At 57.6% G+C, this 17,607-nt stretch carries 18 protein-coding genes, 1 tRNA gene and 1 pseudogene; 10 read left to right on the top strand and 10 right to left on the bottom strand.

Annotated elements, in window-relative coordinates; translation table 11 throughout:
• Window positions 1-3: 3 nt before the first annotated feature.
• A complete protein-coding gene (locus tag ACA047_RS20870; protein ID WP_497352527.1) occupies window positions 4-810 on the bottom strand; it encodes a DeoR/GlpR family DNA-binding transcription regulator in 807 nt (268 codons plus the stop codon).
• Window positions 811-993: 183 nt separating this feature from the next.
• Here ACA047_RS20870 and ACA047_RS20875 point away from each other — a divergent pair.
• Window positions 994-1,488 (top strand): annotated as a pseudogene (locus tag ACA047_RS20875) (GNAT family N-acetyltransferase); the annotation flags it as partial.
• 6 nt (window positions 1,489-1,494) lie between these two features.
• On the top strand, window positions 1,495-1,983 hold the full coding sequence (locus tag ACA047_RS20880; RefSeq protein WP_497360472.1) for a GNAT family N-acetyltransferase: 489 nt from the start codon (window positions 1,495-1,497) through the stop codon (window positions 1,981-1,983).
• Window positions 1,984-1,995: 12 nt separating this feature from the next.
• On the opposite strand, the gene ACA047_RS20885 is transcribed toward ACA047_RS20880, so the two are convergent.
• The gene (locus tag ACA047_RS20885; protein WP_497352529.1) at window positions 1,996-2,631 is read right to left on the bottom strand and encodes a TetR/AcrR family transcriptional regulator; all 636 of its coding nucleotides are present in this window, start codon (window positions 2,629-2,631) and stop codon (window positions 1,996-1,998) included.
• A 68-nt stretch (window positions 2,632-2,699) separates the two neighbouring features.
• Between ACA047_RS20885 and ACA047_RS20890 the strand changes: the two genes are divergently transcribed.
• Window positions 2,700-3,209, top strand: a complete 510-nt coding sequence (locus ACA047_RS20890) for a DinB family protein (RefSeq protein WP_497352531.1) — start codon at window positions 2,700-2,702, stop codon at window positions 3,207-3,209.
• 173 nt (window positions 3,210-3,382) lie between these two features.
• Complete coding sequence (locus ACA047_RS20895) at window positions 3,383-4,198, top strand: DUF1206 domain-containing protein (RefSeq protein WP_497352533.1); 816 nt, start codon at window positions 3,383-3,385, stop codon at window positions 4,196-4,198.
• Window positions 4,199-4,220: 22 nt separating this feature from the next.
• Here the strand turns inward: ACA047_RS20895 and ACA047_RS20900 are convergent, their stop codons facing one another.
• Window positions 4,221-4,841, bottom strand: coding sequence for a LysE family translocator (locus ACA047_RS20900; protein WP_497352535.1), 621 nt, complete (start codon window positions 4,839-4,841; stop codon window positions 4,221-4,223).
• 99 nt (window positions 4,842-4,940) lie between these two features.
• Window positions 4,941-5,159, bottom strand: coding sequence for a hypothetical protein (locus tag ACA047_RS20905; protein ID WP_497352537.1), 219 nt, complete (start codon window positions 5,157-5,159; stop codon window positions 4,941-4,943).
• A gap of 390 nt (window positions 5,160-5,549) precedes the next feature.
• Here ACA047_RS20905 and ACA047_RS20910 point away from each other — a divergent pair, with 390 nt between their 5' ends.
• Entirely contained in the window at window positions 5,550-6,035 is a 486-nt protein-coding gene (locus ACA047_RS20910; RefSeq protein ID WP_497352539.1) for an Lrp/AsnC family transcriptional regulator, read from the top strand.
• A gap of 163 nt (window positions 6,036-6,198) precedes the next feature.
• Window positions 6,199-6,825, top strand: coding sequence for a LysE family translocator (locus tag ACA047_RS20915; RefSeq protein ID WP_497352541.1), 627 nt, complete (start codon window positions 6,199-6,201; stop codon window positions 6,823-6,825).
• A gap of 122 nt (window positions 6,826-6,947) precedes the next feature.
• Here ACA047_RS20915 and ACA047_RS20920 read toward each other — a convergent pair.
• Window positions 6,948-7,037 (bottom strand) — tRNA-Ser (locus ACA047_RS20920).
• Window positions 7,038-7,345: 308 nt separating this feature from the next.
• Here ACA047_RS20920 and ACA047_RS20925 point away from each other — a divergent pair.
• The 3 genes from ACA047_RS20925 to ACA047_RS20935 all read left to right on the top strand — a co-directional run bounded on the left by ACA047_RS20925 (window position 7,346) and on the right by ACA047_RS20935 (window position 10,072).
• Window positions 7,346-8,035 carry a crotonase/enoyl-CoA hydratase family protein gene (locus ACA047_RS20925; RefSeq protein ID WP_497352543.1) on the top strand — a complete coding sequence of 230 codons (690 nt, stop codon included), beginning with the start codon at window positions 7,346-7,348 and terminating at the stop codon, window positions 8,033-8,035.
• A gap of 214 nt (window positions 8,036-8,249) precedes the next feature.
• Window positions 8,250-8,972 carry a 1-acylglycerol-3-phosphate O-acyltransferase gene (locus ACA047_RS20930; protein WP_497352545.1) on the top strand — a complete coding sequence of 241 codons (723 nt, stop codon included), beginning with the start codon at window positions 8,250-8,252 and terminating at the stop codon, window positions 8,970-8,972.
• A gap of 128 nt (window positions 8,973-9,100) precedes the next feature.
• On the top strand, window positions 9,101-10,072 hold the full coding sequence (locus tag ACA047_RS20935) for a magnesium and cobalt transport protein CorA (RefSeq protein ID WP_497352547.1): 972 nt from the start codon (window positions 9,101-9,103) through the stop codon (window positions 10,070-10,072).
• Window positions 10,073-10,118: 46 nt separating this feature from the next.
• Here the strand turns inward: ACA047_RS20935 and ACA047_RS20940 are convergent, their stop codons facing one another.
• The 3 genes from ACA047_RS20940 to ACA047_RS20950 form a co-directional block, all read right to left on the bottom strand.
• Window positions 10,119-10,835: an amidotransferase gene (locus tag ACA047_RS20940; protein ID WP_497352549.1), complete on the bottom strand. Its 717-nt coding sequence runs from the start codon at window positions 10,833-10,835 to the stop codon at window positions 10,119-10,121.
• A 96-nt stretch (window positions 10,836-10,931) separates the two neighbouring features.
• Window positions 10,932-13,076: a 3-hydroxyacyl-CoA dehydrogenase NAD-binding domain-containing protein gene (locus ACA047_RS20945; RefSeq protein ID WP_497352551.1), complete on the bottom strand. Its 2,145-nt coding sequence runs from the start codon at window positions 13,074-13,076 to the stop codon at window positions 10,932-10,934.
• 24 nt (window positions 13,077-13,100) lie between these two features.
• Window positions 13,101-14,306 (bottom strand): acetyl-CoA C-acetyltransferase, encoded by a 1,206-nt coding sequence (locus tag ACA047_RS20950; RefSeq protein ID WP_497352553.1) that lies wholly within the window; start codon window positions 14,304-14,306, stop codon window positions 13,101-13,103.
• Window positions 14,307-14,913: 607 nt separating this feature from the next.
• Between ACA047_RS20950 and ACA047_RS20955 the strand changes: the two genes are divergently transcribed.
• Window positions 14,914-15,726: a c-type cytochrome gene (locus tag ACA047_RS20955; RefSeq protein WP_497352555.1), complete on the top strand. Its 813-nt coding sequence runs from the start codon at window positions 14,914-14,916 to the stop codon at window positions 15,724-15,726.
• 126 nt (window positions 15,727-15,852) lie between these two features.
• On the opposite strand, the gene ACA047_RS20960 is transcribed toward ACA047_RS20955, so the two are convergent.
• Together ACA047_RS20960 and ACA047_RS20965 are read right to left on the bottom strand one after the other, a co-directional pair.
• On the bottom strand, window positions 15,853-16,656 hold the full coding sequence (locus ACA047_RS20960; protein ID WP_497352557.1) for a transglutaminase family protein: 804 nt from the start codon (window positions 16,654-16,656) through the stop codon (window positions 15,853-15,855).
• Window positions 16,653-17,603 (bottom strand): alpha-E domain-containing protein, encoded by a 951-nt coding sequence (locus ACA047_RS20965; protein WP_497352559.1) that lies wholly within the window; start codon window positions 17,601-17,603, stop codon window positions 16,653-16,655. Before ACA047_RS20965 ends, ACA047_RS20960 begins: the two co-directional genes overlap by 4 nt.
• Between the last annotated feature and the right edge of the window lie 4 nt (window positions 17,604-17,607).

Here is a 17,607-nt window from a genome sequence, read left to right on the forward strand (position 1 = left end):
ATCTCAAGCCTGCTCTTGCGCTCCGCGCTGCTCGCAGGCCGCAGTCATGACGTTGGAAATCCTGCCTGAAAAAGGATCCAGCCGCTCACGGGGCGCGTCGTGCTCCACCACCAGGGCTGCAACTTCTTCACACGACGCCACCTGATAATGAGCAACGCTGGACAGTTTTTCATTGGTCACGGCCACCACCACCTGACCGCTCGCCGCGACAACCGCGCGTTTGAACTCAGCGTCATCCAGACCGAACGCCGTGATGCCGTTGTCCGGGTCGATGGCGCAGGCGCCGAGAAAGCATAAGTCAAAATTGAACTGCCGCAATTGCTGTACAGCCGTCAGCCCGATGGCACCTCCCGCTACCGGGTTCAAGCAGCCACCCAACACAATGACCTTGGCGCAGGGCAGCTTCATCAACTGCACCGCAATCAACGGTGAGTTGGTGGTGAGGGTCAGCTGAAGTCGTGGATCAATGGCGCAGGCGATGGCCAGGTTGGTTGACCCGGCATCGATAAAGGCATGCTGGCCTGCGCTGAGCAACGAGGCAGCCGCCTGGCCCAGACTGTCCTTGCGCACGGAGTCTTGCCGTACTCGAACCTCCATCGGCCCTTCAGCGGCGGGCAAGCGTATTGCGCCGCCGTAGACGCGCTTGCACAACCCCGCCGCTGCCAGGGCGCCCAAATCGCGCCGTATCGAGTGCTCGGACACATTGAATTCACTGGCCAAATCAGCAGCAATTACCCGGCCGTACCGGGCAAGACGCTCGCGGATCAATTGCTGGCGTTCGCCGGGAAACGCTTCGTGAGTTGAAGTCATGAGTTAACAGCCTGCATAATCGAGCACAAATAATCACAAACGAGCAAACTATGCCAATTATCCAGGGGAGCGTCAAACCCACGGGGCGGACACCAAGCTTCGAACGACTGCAATCGGCAAGAGCGGCCTGTTGTTCCACTGCACAATGATCCGAGTAGTTCTAGCAGAAAAGAGAGCGACCTTATGAAGCCTGTCAGAATTCGTACGCTACACACTACTGATGTCGAGGCGTTGCTGAAATTCGAACTGGACAATCGCCAATGGTTCGAGCGCCACATTGATGCGCGCGGTTCTGCTTTTTACTCGGTGCAGGGCGTCACCGACCACATCGCGGCTTACTTATCTGACTTTGCTGCCGGAACCTGGCACCCATTTGTCATTGAGGGTGCTGGCGGAGAAATAGTCGGTCGAGCGAACCTCAAAGGCATCGACATGTCCGAGCGGTCGGCAGAAGTCGGTTATCGGATTGCTCAAAGCGCTTGCGGACGGGGACTGGCAACGCTGGCGGTGAGGCATCTGATCCAAGAAGCTCAGTGGCATTGGGGGCTTAGACAACTAGTTGCCAACGTGTACGCTGAGAATATCGGCTCGGCAAAAGTACTCAAACGGTGTGGCTTCTTGATCGACCCTCTCTCTGGACACGAAGGGACAGAGCACGTTTATCGGTTTGACCTTTCGAGTTACATGAGTGAATCCTTCACCCCCAGTCAAAATCCCCCCGTCATTTTGGTCCCCGCTCAACAAAGCGATTGGGAGGATCTTGTTGGCATTCGAATTGAGGCCATGCGCGAAAGCCTGGAACGGGTGGGTCGATTTGATCCAGTACGCGCGCGCGAGCGGTTTCTGAGCGGTTTCGAACCTCGCGACACCTGCCACATCGAGGTGTTGGGAGAGAGGGTTGGGTTCGTTGTGGTCAAGCATCACCACCATGAACTCTTGCTTGACCATTTGTATGTAAGACCGACCGCGCAAGGATCAGGAATAGGCTCTGCGGTTCTCTCTCAGATTTTCATAACGGCGGACGCTGCTGCGCTACCGATAAGAGTGGGTGCTCTCAAAGAAAGCGCTTCGAATCGCTTTTACATTCGCCACGGCTTCCAATTCGTCGAAAGCAGCGAGTTCGACAATTATTATGTTCGCCAGAGCGCTCCTGCGGCGGGCCCGGCGCGATAGCTGGCAATCCTCCTACGCACAACTGGCGTCTTCGCCTGCGATGTATTGGCTGACCAAACGGATAAGTTCACTCTGTATCGCGGGATCTCCCAACAGACCACGGCGTGCCGCGTTATGGATGACGCCATCAATCGCATCGGAAATGATCAGCGCGGTGATGTGATCAGCACTATTGGGCTGTCGGTTCCGATAGGTGGATACGGCCTCTGCGTAGTAGGCCAGATACTCGATCTCAAACTCACTGCTGGGGTTGCGGTAGTCGTCAGAGCTTGGCGCCTCATCAAGCAATACCCTATGTAGCCCAGGGTAGATGCTATGAGCAGCGATCATGGCGTGTACGAGGTTCGTCACGAACTGCACCGGTGACAGCCCCTTGGCTTTGATTTTTCGCATGACAGTAAGGCAATCATTGAGGTGGCCGCTGCGAATAGCATCGACCAACGAGAGCTTGTCCGGAAAATACTGATACAGCGAGCCGATGCTCACTCCGGCAAGGTCTGCAACCTTATTGGTCGTGAATCCTGCCCACCCCTCATCGCTCAAAATGCGAGCCCCTGCCTGGATGATGGTTTCAACCGTTGCACGGGAGCGGGCTTGGCGTGGTTCCTTGCGCATCATCGATCCCTGTTTTGCAATGCGAGTAGACAACAAAATCCCCTCCTACAGAATATGAAAACATTACTCACATTCTGCGCAACTCGGGAGGACCGACCGCTATGAGCATCTTGTTGCAGAAACTCTATAGTTATCATGCGTGGGCCAATAAAGACTTGCTCGAAAAATTGGGCACTCTGGATGAGCAAAAGCACAGAACGGAACTGCATACCGCCTTGCGCCTGATCAACCACGCTCATGTCGTGGCCCAAATATTTGCCGCGCATCTAAGCGGCACGCCGCATACCTATATTTGCGATAACACGGCCGAAACACCAACGCTGGATGAGCTGTGTACTGCCGTGACGATCTCTGATCAATGGTATCTGGACTACTTGCGAAACAGCTCGTCCGTAAATCTGTCCGAGACCCTACCCTTTACCTTTACCGACGGTGACCAGGGTTACATGTCCAGAGAAGAGATGCTGACCCACGTTGTGCTGCATGGCGGTTATCACCGGGGTGAAATTGGCCGGATTCTCTGGCAGCGTTCGATCACCCCGCCGTGGGATACCTTTGCTGTCTATCTTCACCAGACCGAGCCTGCGCGCAGGCGACAGGGCGAGCAATAGCCCGATTGCCATCTTGCCGTGCATCACTGTTTTGTTTAACGAGCCGTTTTTTATAACGCCAGCAACCCCGGCGATCTGAAGAAATAAGGACTATTTTCACCCCCTGAACCTCAATCGAACCCCTCGCAACGCCATCGGTCTGCTCCTGTATGACTTCTGCGGAATTTGCTCCTATGTCCCCACAACAAAGCCTGGTTGTACTTGCCCGCAGCGGATATACCGCTCGAGGCGTTATTTACCTGATCATTGGCATCTTTGCCTTGCTGGCGGCTCAAGACTCGGCCAACCCGAAGGATAGCCACAGCAGCCTGGAGGCATTGTTAAGCCAGCCATTGGGCCATGCTTTAGTCGGACTAGTGGTGACAGGTCTGCTCGCCTTTGCCGGTTGGCGTGTGTTGCAAGCAACCCGCGACGTGGATCATCACGGCAAAGAACTCAAAGGCTTGGTGATTCGGGCAGGTTTGTTGGCGGGAGGCCTGGTCAACGGCGCGCTGGCGTTTTTTGCACTGAGCCTGCTCATCAGCGGTCTCAAAAGCTCGGGCGGCTCCGGCGGGGAACAAACCCAGGATTTACTGGCGCGCTTGTTGTCTTGGGATCACTCGAACTTGTTGCTCTACCTCATCGCACTCGTCCCACTTGGCGTAGGCATCGCTCACATCATTAAGGGCTGGAAGGCATCGTTCGAGAAGTACTTTGAAGCTGACGAAGAGGTCATGCGATACGTGCGTCCGGTGTCGCGGTTCGGTCTTATCGCCCGAGGGGTCGTTTTTATTGAAATCGCCCTGCTACTGATACTCAGCGGCTCGACTTATAAAGCCATGGACCCACCCGGCATGAAAGACGCCCTCAATGCGCTTCAGGACCTGCCGGCTGGAGGTATGGTTTTGATGGTGATGGCCCTGGGGCTGATCGCCTTTTCGGTCTACAGCTTTTCGGAAGCCGCTTGGCGCAAGATCAATATGGATGTGCCTGGAATATCGAAAGCATAGAGCCGACTTCAAGCCAGGCAGCTCAGCGAACCAACATGGATGCCGCCGCCACCACCATGATCGCCGCCGCGCCGCGGAACAACTTTTGTTGAGCGCGCTGGCTCGACAGCAGGTGCCGGATGCGCAAAGCAGCGAAGATGAACAGCGCGCCGACGCTCAGTAACACCACGATGGTCAGTGGCACCAGCATCAGTCCCCAGCTCTGCAAGGAAATGCTCTCCAAGTTGATCACCAGCGGTAAAAGCGCCAGATAGAAAGCAATGGTCTTCGGATTACCCAAGGTAATGGTCAATCCGGAAATCGCCGCCGACAACAGCTCTTTCTTCTTCGCCGGGCTGCCCACCTCAATCGCCTGATGGTTGGCGAACCAGAACTGCCAGGCCAGGTAGCAGAGGTAAAGTGCCGCGCCCCAACGCACCAGTTGAAACAACGCGTTGAAGTGCTCGGCAATCATCGCCAGGCCAAAAACGGCAAATGACAGGTAGGTCAAATCGCCGAGGATCAACCCGGCCAGCAGGCAAAAACCTGATATCGCCCCCCCACTGACGCTCCGCGCCACCAGCGCCGCCATGCCGGGGCCGGGAATGGCCGCGGCGATGCCCAGGGCCACTGAATAGCTCAGTACTTGTGTCAGATCGAGCATGTCGCACCCCTCAGGTAATTAATTAGCAGTGTTTGGCGAAGGCTCACGCCTCTGGCACGCAAGGTTCACTGCGCATTCGGATACCGCCACAGAGTTTCCTTAACTCGATTCGTAATCGCCCTTTCCAACCGGTGCAAGTTCGGGGAACTCAAGCAGCAGTGCCTTATTCCCCCTGGCGATGTGTTCCATCACCGCCAAGGTTATGTTTTCACGCACCTCCCCGGCCGAGAAGTAATACATGGCCCAGGCTTGCTCAGGCGTGCAGTGGCCGATCAGCGCCTCAATCTCCTTGTAGGCTTTGTATTCGTCCGACTCCAAATAGCATTAGCAATCACCTTGGCACATGATTTTTTCCTTCCCTAGAATCTCTGTGGCAACCCATAAGGAAGCTCTGAAAAAGGCCGTTTCAAAAAAGAGACTCGACGACGGTCAATACTTATTCAGCGCTTCGAATGATGTACCACTCAAGCCAGCCCAACAGGCCACGTCACAAAGTAAGTAGCCACTCGATTGGTCACTTAAAGAACCATCCGATATCTATTTGCATGACGATTAAAGTGGAACAATTAACTTATTAACTGACCAGCCTCCAAAGTTAACAAGTAGGAAAATACTAACCCCTTTAAACCGGAAAAAATCATCTATTCTCATTGCCATCTCCATTGAAATAGGTAAAATTTTTCAAATTTTCATGGTGTGGTGAAATTTATGACCGAGCAGGCATTGAATCTGACAGATGTCAAAATCCTTACAGCCCTGCAACAGGACGGTAGGGTCACCAACCAGGCCTTGGCCGACCTTATCGGTATGTCGGCCTCACCCTGCTGGCGTCGGGTGAAGCAGTTGGAGGAGCATCGCTATATTCAGGGCTACAAGGCGGTGCTGGACCGACGCAAGATCGGCTTGGGGGTCATGGTGTTCATACGGATCAGCATCGACCACCACAGCGAGGCCGAAGCAAAGAAATTCGAGCAGGAAGTCATGCAACTGGAGGATGTGGTGGCGTGCTACAGCATAGGTGGCGACGCCGACTTCCTGTTGCAGGTGGTGGCGTATGATCTTGATTCGTTTGCTGACTTTGCCATGACCGTGGTTCGACAGTTACCTGGCATCAAGGAAATGCAGAGCATGTTCGTGCTCAAGGAAATCAAGCCTTTCGTATCCTTCCCGGTCAAGCGGCCCCAGGCGATCTGAGAGTGCCTGGCGAAACCCTAGAACGCCAGGAGCGCCGATGTGAGGGCCTATTTGAAATAAACGGTGAAACCGGCTCAGGAAATTCCTGCTATGGTCCGAGGCAGAGGCAAGGTCCTCTACGCATAGATATTATATATGGCCACCTTTGCCTAAAGGGGTTCTCATGTTCGGTATAGTTCAGTTTCCGCTTTTCGTATTAGCCGTCATCGCGCTTAACGCGACCCCGGGGCCAGACATTGCCTATGTAGCAGGCCAAAGCGTAGTGCATGGGCGCAGAGCGGGTATCTTATCGACACTGGGGGTCGCTTTAGGAGGGTGCCTACACACCGTTTGCTGCGCATTTGGGCTCACAGCACTGATAGCGGCCTCTCCCTCCGCATTCATTGCAATTAAGTATCTAGGTGGGATTTACCTGGTTTATTTGGGTGTGAAACTGCTATTGACTAAAGCCTCATCTGAGATGAACGCCTCAGTACCTTCTCTGCCTGGTAAAATTCTTTTATTCCGAGGATTTTTAACAAACGCCTCGAATCCAAAAGTCCTGCTTTTCTATATTGCCTTTTTCCCGCAGTTTGTAGCGCCGGACAGTCCTGACAAGACAGCAGCCTTCCTTACCCTAGGTGCGGTTTTTGTTTTGCTTGGTTTTATCAACGATTTAGGTGTTGCTTTGCTAGCCGCTAAAGCCTCAAAAGCAGTTAGCTCAAGACCCAGCATAAGACTTTGGATGGACCGAATAGTGGGGATGGCGTTTATTGGATTGGGTATTCGCCTGGCGTTAAGCCGCCGGTAGCTATTCACAGGGAAACACGACCCTCCATTCCCATATCTGTCCATACCGCCCTTTTTCAGACGCCAAAAACCACAAACCCCCGACTTTCTCTAGAAAAATCAGGGGTTTGTGTTTGTAGAATGTGGCGGTGAAGGAGAGATTCGAACTCTCGATACAGTTTCCTGTATACACACTTTCCAGGCGTGCTCCTTAAGCCACTCGGACACTTCACCGTGTCTCGGCAAACTGTTTCAGTCTGTCGAGGCGCGCTAATGTAGTCGAAAGCTTTTCCGATGGCAAAGGTTTTTTTCAGAATTTTCATGCGGTTAAGGTGATCGGGCATTTCAAACGCGTCGGGGCATGGCAAACCGGCCAATCTCCGGGTGTGTGTATGCGCAACTCTATAGATGAAGACGCGGCCGGTTGGGCGAGCCAGGCTGTTTGTGAGGCTTGGGGCTGACCGGCGAGTCAGTCACGGCCCTTTACCTGGCCAGCGGCGGTGGGTAACGTCTGCGTCACTTCTCTTACAAGGAATAGCGTCATGAGCGACCTGATTGCTTACCATCTCGAAGACGGTATCGCGACCCTGACCTTGAACAACGGCAAGGTCAATGCCATTTCGCCGGACGTGATTGTCGCGTTCAACACTGCGCTGGATCAGGCTGTGGCGGATCGGGCGGTGGTGATCATTACCGGGCAACCGGGGATTTTGTCGGGCGGTTACGATTTGAAGGTAATGACCGCCGGCCCCAAGGAAGCAGTGAACCTGGTCACGGCCGGTTCGACCCTGGCCCGTCGCTTGTTGTCGCACCCCTTCCCCGTCGTTGTCGCGTGCCCCGGGCATGCGGTGGCCAAAGGGGCGTTCCTGCTGCTGTCGGCGGACTACCGCATCGGTGTGGACGGGCCGTTCAGCATCGGCCTGAACGAGGTGCAGATCGGCATGACCATGCACCATGCCGGTATCGAACTGGCCCGTGATCGTCTGCGCAAGTCCGCGTTTCATCGCTCGGTCATCAATGGCGAGATGTTCAACCCGCAGAGCGCAGTGGATGCCGGTTTCCTCGATAAGGTGGTGTCGACCGAGGAACTGCAGGAGGCCGCGCTGGAGGCGGCGCGTCAGTTGAAGAAAATCAACATGAACGCCCACAAGAACACCAAGCTGAAAGTTCGCAAGGCCCTGCTGGAAACCCTGGACAGTGCGATTCTGCTGGATCAGGAACACTTGGGCTAACGTCCCGCATCACGAACCGAAAAGCCCGATCCCAGCGTCGGGCTTTTTCTTACGTACACCGTTTAAAAATCAGCAAGCGCTCTAGCCTGCTTCTGTGACGTTATTCGGAAACATGCGCTTAAACATCGCCCATCTCCTACCTCTATAGTGGCAATTGCCGAAAACAGTGCACATCCGTACACTGCGCCACCTTTTGTCCCGATGGGGCCTGTAGATGCTGTTCGTACTGCGTATGTTCTTGATGGGCCTGCACTTTGTTCTGGCGGGTGTGCTCGGTGTAATCCTGGGTCTATGCCGACCGTTCAACCCAGACAACAGCCGTTTATGCGCCAGGTTGTATGCATTGCCCGCCATGTGCATTTTGCGCCTGCGGGTGAAGGCTGAGGTGAGCACGCTGGTGGATAAACCCCAGAGCTGCGTGATCATCGCCAACCACCAGTCCAACTATGACCTGTTCGTATGCGGCAACGTGGTGCCGTACCGCACCGTGTGCATCGGCAAGAAGAGCCTGAAGTGGGTGCCACTGTTCGGGCAGCTGTTCTGGTTGGCGGGCAATGTGTTGATCGACCGTGGCAACGCGATCAAAGCACGCAAGTCGATGCTGACCACCACTCATACGTTGCAACATGAAAACACGTCCATCTGGGTGTTCCCCGAGGGCACGCGCAATCTTGGCGAGGATCTGCTGCCATTCAAGAAAGGCGCATTTCAAATGGCGATAGCCGCCGGGGTGCCGATTGTTCCGGTGTGCGTCAGCAGCTACATCAAGCACATGCGCCTCAATCGCTGGCGCAGCGGTGACATCCTCATACGCTCGCTGCCGGCAATTCCTACAGCAGGGCTGAGCATGGATGACATGCCCCGGCTCATCGCCCAATGCCGCGAGCAAATGCGCGAGTGCATCGAGTCGATGGACCGGCAACTGCAAGCCGCTTGAGCGCACCTGCACATAAGCTTTCTTTTGCCAGCGAACTCAGCGGACTTTGCTGACTCTCAAGCAACAGGGCGCGCTAAGCTGAACATTGCCTGCCACTGCCATTTACTAACAAGAAGTGAACCACCATCATGGGTAGAGTCGTTGCTGCTGCGGTTTACAGCGCCGGTAAGAAAGTCACCAACATCACCCTCGACGAAGGCAGCGCCTGGGCTGCAAAACCAGGTCATTTTGTATGGATCGGCCTTGAGGAGCCCAGTGCCCAGGAGCTGACCAACCTGCAGCGTCAATTCAACCTGCACGAACTGGCGATTGAAGACGCCATGGAGAAACACAGCCGCCCGAAGCTGGAGACCTTTGGCGATGCGCTGTTTATCGTCACGTATTCGCCGATACGCAAGGACGGCAAGCTGCAGTTCATCGAAACCCATATTTTCGCCGGCAAGGGCTACATCATCACCGCCCGTAACGGCCACTCAGCGTCCTACGCCCACGTCCGACAACGCTGTGAGGCGCGTCCCCTTTTGCTGAAACACGGGGAAGATTTCGTACTCTACGCCATCCTTGATTTCGTGATTGAAAACTACCAGCCGGTGGGTGAAGCCATTCATGCCGAGATCGATGAACTGGAACGCAACGTGCTGTGCAGCGCCTTGAACGAGCGAGACATCCAGAACCTGCATAGCTTGCGCCGCGACGTAGTGCGCCTGCGTCGCTACGCGGCCCCCATGGTGGAGATCAGCGAAGAACTGCAGAGACTGGACTTTCCCTTCATCGACAAAAACATGAGTCCGTATTTCCGCGATGTGCAGATTCATGTCACGCGGCAAATGGAAGACCTAGCGACCCTGGCCGACATCGCCAGCCAGACCATTGAGGTCGGCGTGCTGCTCGAAGCGTCGCGCCAGAGCGTGGTGCAACGCAAGTTCGCGGCGTGGGCGGCGATCCTGGCGTTTCCAACGGCAGTGGCCGGGATCTACGGGATGAACTTCCGGGACATGCCGGAGCTGAACTGGCACTACGGGTATTTCGCCGTGCTTGGGTTTATTGCGGTCGGCTGTACCGCGTTGTGGGGAAGCTTCAAGCGCTCGGGGTGGTTGTAGGAGAGGAACAGCTGCAACCTCAGGATTGCAGCTCTTAACTTGTAGCTTAAAGCTGCTTCTGAGCCACAAACCGCATCATCCACTCCGCCACCGTCGTGCCATGGTGCTCGTGGGCCAGGCTCGCCACGCCCTGTCTGTAGATTTGCTCGCCGAGGTGTTGCTGGCGCATTTCCAGCAAGGTCCGCGAATAATCGTGGATAAATTCCGGGTGGCCCTGGAAGCACAGCACCTGATCGTTGATGTGGTAGGCGGCGAACGGGCAGAAATCGCTGGAGGCGATGACCGTGGCGTTTTCGGGCAGTTCGGTGACCTGATCCTGATGGCTGATCAGCAGGGTCAGTTCTTCCATCACCGGGCTCATCCATGGAGCCTTGGCGGCAAGTTTGTAGCGATGGGTGCCAACGCCCCAGCCTTGGATCGCACGTTCGGTCTTGCCACCCAGCAACAGCGCCAACAGTTGATGGCCGAAGCAAATGCCCAGCAATTTGTCGCCACGCTTGTAACGGTCCAACAGGTAGGTCTTGAGGGTTTGAATCCAGGGATCGATGCCGAAGGAGTCAGCCTTGCTGCCCGTCACAAGATAGGCGTCGAACTGCTCATCATCGCTGGGATAATGGCCCTGCATCACGTTGTACACAGTGAACTCGGCCGCGACGGGCTGCTGTGAAAACAGGCGCTGGAACATCTGCCCGTAACCCTGATATTGATCGACCAGTTCCGGACGCAGGATATCGGTTTCAAGAATGCAGATGCGTAGCGACATAAAAAATACCTGACACGATGATGGGAATATTGCACACCCCCAGAGCCTGCCTTGAAACACCGTCCCAAGGCAAGCCCCTCCCTCGGGATGAATCCGTCAGAACAATTCTTGCCGAGCCGCTTTTGCCAGCAACAAGGCCGGCGGCGAGAAGCGTTCGCCATATTGCTCGGCCAGGTATTGGGCACGGGCGACAAAATCCGCCAGGCCGTACTGGTTGATGAACTGCAACGCACCGCCCGTCCAGGCCGCGAAGCCAATGCCGAAGATCGAGCCGACGTTCGCATCGGCAGTCGAAGTGAGCACGCCCTCCTCCACACAGCGCACGGTTTCCAGGGCCTGGATGAAGAGCAGGCGATCACGAATGTCCTGGGGCGAAATCTGCCCGGCGGCTTTCTGGAAACGGCTTTTGAGTTCCGGCCACAGATGTTTCTGCCCATCGGCCGGGTATTCATAGAAACCGGCCCCGGCGGCCTTGCCCGACCGCTTGTATTGGTTGAGCAACAAGTCAATCACGGCGAACGCCGGGTGCTCAATCGGCGTTTTCCCTTCCGCTTGCAGGTCCTTGGTGGTTTGCGCACGGATATGGCTCATCAGGCTGAGGGAAACTTCGTCAGAGATCGCCAGAGGCCCGACCGGCATCCCAGCCTTGCGCGCTTCGGTCTCGATCATCGGTGCGCTCACGCCCTCGCCGAGCATGGCGATGCCTTCGTGGGTAAAGGTGCCAAACACCCGAGAGGTAAAGAAGCCGCGACTGTCGTTGACCACAATCGGCGTCTTGTTGATTTGCAGGACGAAGTCGAAACCCCGCGCCAGGGTCTCAGCGCTGGTGCGCTCGCCCTTGATGATTTCCACCAGGGGCATTTTTTCCACCGGGCTGAAGAAGTGCAGCCCAATGAACTTCGTCGGGTCTGGCACTGCCGTCGCCAGCCCGGTGATGGGCAAGGTCGAGGTGTTGGAGGCGATCACCGCATCATGCCCCACCACCGCTTGGGCGGCGGCCGATACGTTGGCTTTCAGGGAACGATCTTCGAACACCGCCTCGATGATCAGATCGCAACCGGCCAGATCAGCGTCGCTGTCGGTGGTGTGAATCCGCGCCAGCGTGGCTTGACGCTGCTCGGCAGTGAGCTGACTGCGGGCGACTTTTTTGTCCAGCAGCGCCGCCGAATGGGCCTTGCCCTTCTGCGCTGCGGCCAGATTGACGTCCTTGAGTACCACCTCAATGCCAGCCATTGCGCTGACGTAGGCGATACCGGCACCCATCATGCCGGCACCCAACACACCGACTTTTTTTGTCAGATAAGGCGCAAAACCCTGTGGGCGAGAGCCGCCTGCCTTGATCTCGTTGAGCTGGAACCAGAAGGTGCCGATCAGGTTCTTTGCCACTTGGCCAGTGGTCAGCTCGGTGAAGTAGCGAGTTTCAATCAGGTGCGCCGTGGCGAAATCCACTTGGGCGCCCTCCACCGCGGCGCAAAGGATTTTCTCCGCCGCCGGCAGGCAACCCTGGGTCTTGTTACGCAGGATCGAGGGTGCAATCGCCAGCATCTGCGCGATTTTCGGGTGAGACGGCGTGCCGCCCGGGATCTGATGACCCTTCACGTCCCAAGGCTGGACCGCCCTCGGGTTGGCGAAAATCCAGGCCCGAGACTTGGCCAGCAGATCATCACGATCCGCCGCCAGTTCATCGACCAGACCGGCCTGCAGCGCTTGTTGTGGGCGAACCTTTTTCCCCTCCAGCAAATACGGCAACGCCTTTTCCAACCCGAGCAGGCGCACCATCCGCACGACCCCGCCGCCACCCGGTAGCAGGCCGAGGGAGACTTCCGGCAGGCCGATTTGCACCGAGGGGTGATCCAGTGCCACGCGATGATGACAAGCCAGGCAGATTTCCCAGCCGCCGCCCAAAGCCGCGCCATTGATGGCGGCCACCACCGGTTTGCCGAAGGTTTCCAGGGCCCGCAGTTGGGCCTTGAGCCCCAGGACCATCTCGTAGAAAGCCTTGGCCTCGGACTTGCCGACCTTGACCAACTCATTGAGGTCACCGCCGGCGAAAAAGGTTTTTTTGGCCGAGGTGATGATCACGCCGGCAATCGAGTCCTGTTCAGCGATCAAACGGGCGACGCAGGCGGCCATAGACTCGCGGTACGCCGCATTCATGGTGTTGGCGCTCTGGCCCGGCATGTCCAGGGTCAGGACGACGATCCGGTCCTGGCCGGTTTCGTAACGGATGGCATCGGTCATGAAAGTGTTCCTTGAAGTCGTGGCTCAGAGTCGCTCGATGACGGTGGCAATGCCCATGCCGCCGCCGACACATAGAGTCGCCAGGCCATAACGCAGGCGACGCGCCTCCAGCTCATCGAGCAAAGTGCCAAGGATTGCGCACCCCGTGGCGCCCAAGGGATGTCCCATGGCGATGGAGCCGCCGTTGACGTTGACCTTGGCCGGATCGATGGCCATGTCCTTGATGAACTTGAGCACCACCGAGGCGAAGGCTTCATTGACCTCAAACAGGTCGATGTCCTCCACCCGCAGGCCAGCCTTGGCCAGAGCCTTGCGAGTGGCCGGCGCCGGGCCGGTGAGCATGATGGTCGGCTCGGTGCTGGTAACGGCGGTCGCGACAATCCGCGCCCGGGGTCGCAAGCCCAGCGCACGCGCCTTGGCCTCGGAACCGATCAACATCAGCGCCGCTCCATCGACAATGCCGGAGCTGTTGCCCGGCGTATGCACATGGTTGATCCGCTCGACATGGCTATAGACCCACAGCGCCGTGGCGTCGAAGCCCATCTGCCCCATCGCTTCGAAACTCGGCTTGAGCTTGCCCAGGCCTTCGAGGGTCGAGTCGGCGCGAATGAATTCGTCGTGGTCCAGCAGCACGATGCCGTTCTGGTCCCGTACCGCCACCAAGGATTTGTCGAACGAACCGTCGGCCCGGGCTCGGGCGGCTTTTTGCTGGGAGTGCAGCGCGTAGGCATCGACATCTTCGCGGCTGAAGCCTTCCAGCGTGGCGATCAGGTCGGCACCGATGCCCTGGGGTGTGAAGTGGCCGTGCAGGTTGGTTTGCGGGTCCAGCGCCCACGCCCCACCGTCGCTGCCCATGGGCACCCGGGACATGGACTCGACGCCGCCGGCCACCACCAGGTCCTCGAACCCGGATCGCACTTTCATGGCCGCCAGGTTCACCGCTTCCAGACCCGAGGCGCAGAACCGATTGAGTTGCATGCCCGCCACGCTGACATCCCAGTCCGCCACCAGGGCAGCGGTCTTGGCGATATCGGCGCCCTGGTCGCCCACCGGCGTCACGCAACCAAGCACGATGTCGTCGACCTGGCGGGTGTCCAGGCTCATGCGCTGCTGCAGAGCGTTGAGCAAGCCGCCCACCAGATTCACGGGCTTGACACTGTGCAGGGCGCCATCGGCCTTGCCCTTGCCGCGGGGCGTGCGTAAGGCGTCGAAAATCAAAGCTTGGGTCATGACATCCTCGGACTGCAGGGGAATGCGATGCCCCAACCATAAGCCCAGTGGCGCGGGATTCAATGACCGCAGTGCTCAACGACGTTGACGACCACGCTCAGACGAACGGTAGCGTGCTATCGGGTTAACCGATTCAGGTGAGCAAGCTGTCTAGCAAAAGGGCCCGCAAGAAGATGGCCATATGCCTCATTCCTTTTTAATAGCATATAGTGAATATATGAGATTAATTGGATCTAAGCCAAGGCTGCTGCGGCCCCTAATGTAATCCTTGTACAAGAATGTCGTCGGGTTTTGCCGAGGCGCTTGTCAAACAGGAAGTGCAACGCCAGCCGTCATGGAGATATGCAGGCTGGCCTCAGGAAATAACAATAAGGCGGGTCAGCCATGTTCAAACATTCGAAAATTCGTCAAGCCGGGCTCATTCTCTTCGCCACGACGCTGCTGTTGATTTTGCCAAATATCACCAAGGTAATCGGCTGAGTCTTGCGCGCGGGCGCCTGTATCTTCAACACCTTGTATCGCCAAAAAATGTGACGGGTTCGTTGTTCCAGCGACGGTGGCTGTGCCAACCTTTGCAACACCCCCTCGACATGGAAGGCGATCCATTTTGAAAGCTCTCATCGTATTCGGGGCGTTGCTACTCAGCACGCCGCTGTATGCCGCACAACTGGTGCTGGAGTTGGGCACGAATACTCGCACCTGGCAAACCGAAGAGTTGCTCAAGCACCCTGAAGCCCGAACGGTCCAGATCGCTGACGACGTTTCCTACAAGAAACCGATGAGTTATCGCGCCGTGCCGCTGACAGCGTTGTTGACCGGCGTCCAACCCGATGACCATCTGCAGGCCGTGGCGCTGGATGGCTTCGCCGCCGAGATGCCCGCCGCGCCGTTACTCAACAAGAGCGGCGCCCGGGCCTGGCTGGCGATTGAAGACCCCGCTAACCCCTGGCCGCCGCTGGCTGAAGGCAAGTCCAGTGCCGGGCCTTTCTATCTGGTCTGGACCGATCCTCAAGCGGGCCATATCAGCCCCGAACAGTGGCCGTACGCGGTAACGAGTATCAAGCGCCTGGCAGCGGTGGCTGAACGCTTCCCTGCCCTTTTGCCCGCGGCCACTCTGGCCAAGGACGATCCGGTCAATAAAGGCTTCGAACTGTTCCAGAAAAATTGCCTGGCATGCCATCGCCTCAATGGCGCAGGCGATGCGCAGTTCGGCCCGGACCTGAACATTCCCTTCAATCCTACCGAATACTTCTCGGGGGATTTCCTCAAGCGCTATATCCGCGACCCGCAAAGCCTGCGTCGCTGGCCCCAAGGCAAGATGCCCGGGTTCTCAGAGGCGGGGCTGCCGGACTCGGAACTGGATTTACTGGTGGGGTATTTGAAGCATATGGCGGGGCGTAAACAGCCGTTGAGCCAGTAAGTTTGCTTCCGTGGCGAGGGAGCTTGCTCCCGATGGGCTGCGCAGCAGCCCCTTAAAAAGCTTGCGAGCGCTTCGCACTCGAGCGGGAGCAAGCTCCCTCGCCACAAAAGCTCGCTCGCCAGGCGGTTATTGCTGCTGCACCGTGATCACCGGCGCCGGTATCACGACCACCTTGGCATGCATCTGCTCACAACCGCCGCCCCGGCGCATGCCGCGAACCGGGCAGGCATCCAGGTAATCCAGGCCCACGGCCAGTTTCAGGTGTCGTTCCGGACGGGCCAGTTGGTTGGTCACGTCGAAGCTGTACCAGGCGTCGTCCAGCCAGGCTTCGGCCCAGGCGTGGCTGGCCAGGTGTTCGCTGTTGTCGCTGAACAGATAGCCCGACACATACCGCGCCGGCACACCCAGGCTACGGGCGCAGGCCAGGAATGCGTGGGCGTGATCCTGGCACACGCCGCTGCGGCCGGCAAAAGCCTGGGCCGCGCTGGTCTCGACTTCGGTCGAGCCGGGCGTATAGGTCATGTGCTGGTTCAGTCCGTGCATCAAGTCGATCAACGCCGTGCGATCGCGCCGTTGCTTGCATTGCTGCTGGGCAAACCCGCGAAGCGCTTCGTCCGCCTCGGTCAGCCGGGTGAACCGCAGGAACGGCAGCGCCGACTGGCTCTCGTGCTCGGCTTCGCGTAACGGATCGATGTCCACCTGGCCGCGGGCGCCGATGACGATCGTTTCGTGAGGCTCGTCCAGAGTGAGCACATGAAGGATGTTGCCGAACGGATCCAGTTGCGCCCGCACAGGCCGGGGCAAATCGAGTTGCCAACTCAGTACATGCTGGCGTTCGCTGTCGTGGGGGGTCAGGCGCAGGTACTGGATGCTGGCGCGAACCTGGTCTTCATAGTGGTAGGCCGTTTCATGGCTGATTGAGAGTCTCATATGACCTCCAGGTAGGAACTGTGAATGGCGTTGCCCAGTTCGCGGACCAGTGGGATGAATTCGGTGAGCCAGGCATGCAGGCCCCCGCCGAGGATTTCGTTGATGCCGGTGTAGCGCAAGCGTGCGTCCATTTCCGCCGCCAGGCGTTGTGCGTGTCGGCCGGTAGTGCCCGGCAGGCTCGCGAGGATCTGGTCGATCTCTTCGGTGCAGGCACGCAGCGAACGCGGCACGTCGGCGCGCAACAGCAGCAGTTCAGCCACGTGGCGGGCACCGGGGGCGTCGCGATAGATCTCGGTGTAGGCCTCGAAGGAAGACAAGGCCCGCAACAGCGCACTCCATTGGTAGTACGCGTGGGCCGTGCCGTCGCTGACCGCGTCGGCCTGATCGCCCGCCATTTCGTAGCGGGCGTCGAGCAAGCGCAAGGTGTTGTCGGCCCTTTCGATAAAGGTCCCCAGACGAATGAACCTGAACGCGTCGTTACGCATGATGGTGCCGTAGGTTGCGCCTCGAAACAGGTGGGACCTTTCCTTGATCCACTCGCAAAAACGGCTCATGCCGTAGCGACTCAGGCCTTGCTCGGCAATATCGCGAATCTCCAGCCAGGTGGCGTTGATGTTTTCCCACATGTCGGCGGTGATTCGCCCACGCACCGCGTGGGCACTGGCCCGCGCGGAGCCGAGGCAACTGTAGATGCTGGTCGGGTTGGCAGCTTCCAGGGCAAAAAAATGCAGCAATCGCTCGGCATGCAAATCGCCATGTCGTTCTCGGTAATCGTCCAGCGTGCCAGTAATCAACAACGGCATCGCCAGTTCGTGCAAGCCGTCGCCGCGCCCGTCCTGGGGCATCAGTGACAGCGAATAGCTGACGTCGAGCATCCGCGCGAGGTTTTCCGCGCGCTCCAGGTAACGCGACATCCAATACAGATCCGAGGCGGTTCTACTTAACATGGCA

This window comes from Pseudomonas sp. LBUM1664, from assembly GCF_059695895.1.

Coding starts and splice junctions, on each gene's coding strand:
- ACA047_RS20945 (WP_497352551.1), bottom strand. CDS start 13,076: ATGACCGATGCCATCCGTTACGAAACCGGCCAGGACCGGATCGTCGTC.
- ACA047_RS20940 (WP_497352549.1), bottom strand. CDS start 10,835: ATGTCGCTACGCATCTGCATTCTTGAAACCGATATCCTGCGTCCGGAA.
- ACA047_RS20900 (WP_497352535.1), bottom strand. CDS start 4,841: ATGCTCGATCTGACACAAGTACTGAGCTATTCAGTGGCCCTGGGCATC.
- ACA047_RS20890 (WP_497352531.1), top strand. CDS start 2,700: ATGAGCATCTTGTTGCAGAAACTCTATAGTTATCATGCGTGGGCCAAT.
- ACA047_RS20960 (WP_497352557.1), bottom strand. CDS start 16,656: ATGAGACTCTCAATCAGCCATGAAACGGCCTACCACTATGAAGACCAG.
- ACA047_RS20965 (WP_497352559.1), bottom strand. CDS start 17,603: ATGTTAAGTAGAACCGCCTCGGATCTGTATTGGATGTCGCGTTACCTG.
- ACA047_RS20910 (WP_497352539.1), top strand. CDS start 5,550: ATGACCGAGCAGGCATTGAATCTGACAGATGTCAAAATCCTTACAGCC.
- ACA047_RS20895 (WP_497352533.1), top strand. CDS start 3,383: ATGTCCCCACAACAAAGCCTGGTTGTACTTGCCCGCAGCGGATATACC.
- ACA047_RS20870 (WP_497352527.1), bottom strand. CDS start 810: ATGACTTCAACTCACGAAGCGTTTCCCGGCGAACGCCAGCAATTGATC.
- ACA047_RS20915 (WP_497352541.1), top strand. CDS start 6,199: ATGTTCGGTATAGTTCAGTTTCCGCTTTTCGTATTAGCCGTCATCGCG.
- ACA047_RS20880 (WP_497360472.1), top strand. CDS start 1,495: ATGAGTGAATCCTTCACCCCCAGTCAAAATCCCCCCGTCATTTTGGTC.
- ACA047_RS20925 (WP_497352543.1), top strand. CDS start 7,346: ATGAGCGACCTGATTGCTTACCATCTCGAAGACGGTATCGCGACCCTG.
- ACA047_RS20930 (WP_497352545.1), top strand. CDS start 8,250: ATGCTGTTCGTACTGCGTATGTTCTTGATGGGCCTGCACTTTGTTCTG.
- ACA047_RS20950 (WP_497352553.1), bottom strand. CDS start 14,306: ATGACCCAAGCTTTGATTTTCGACGCCTTACGCACGCCCCGCGGCAAG.
- ACA047_RS20935 (WP_497352547.1), top strand. CDS start 9,101: ATGGGTAGAGTCGTTGCTGCTGCGGTTTACAGCGCCGGTAAGAAAGTC.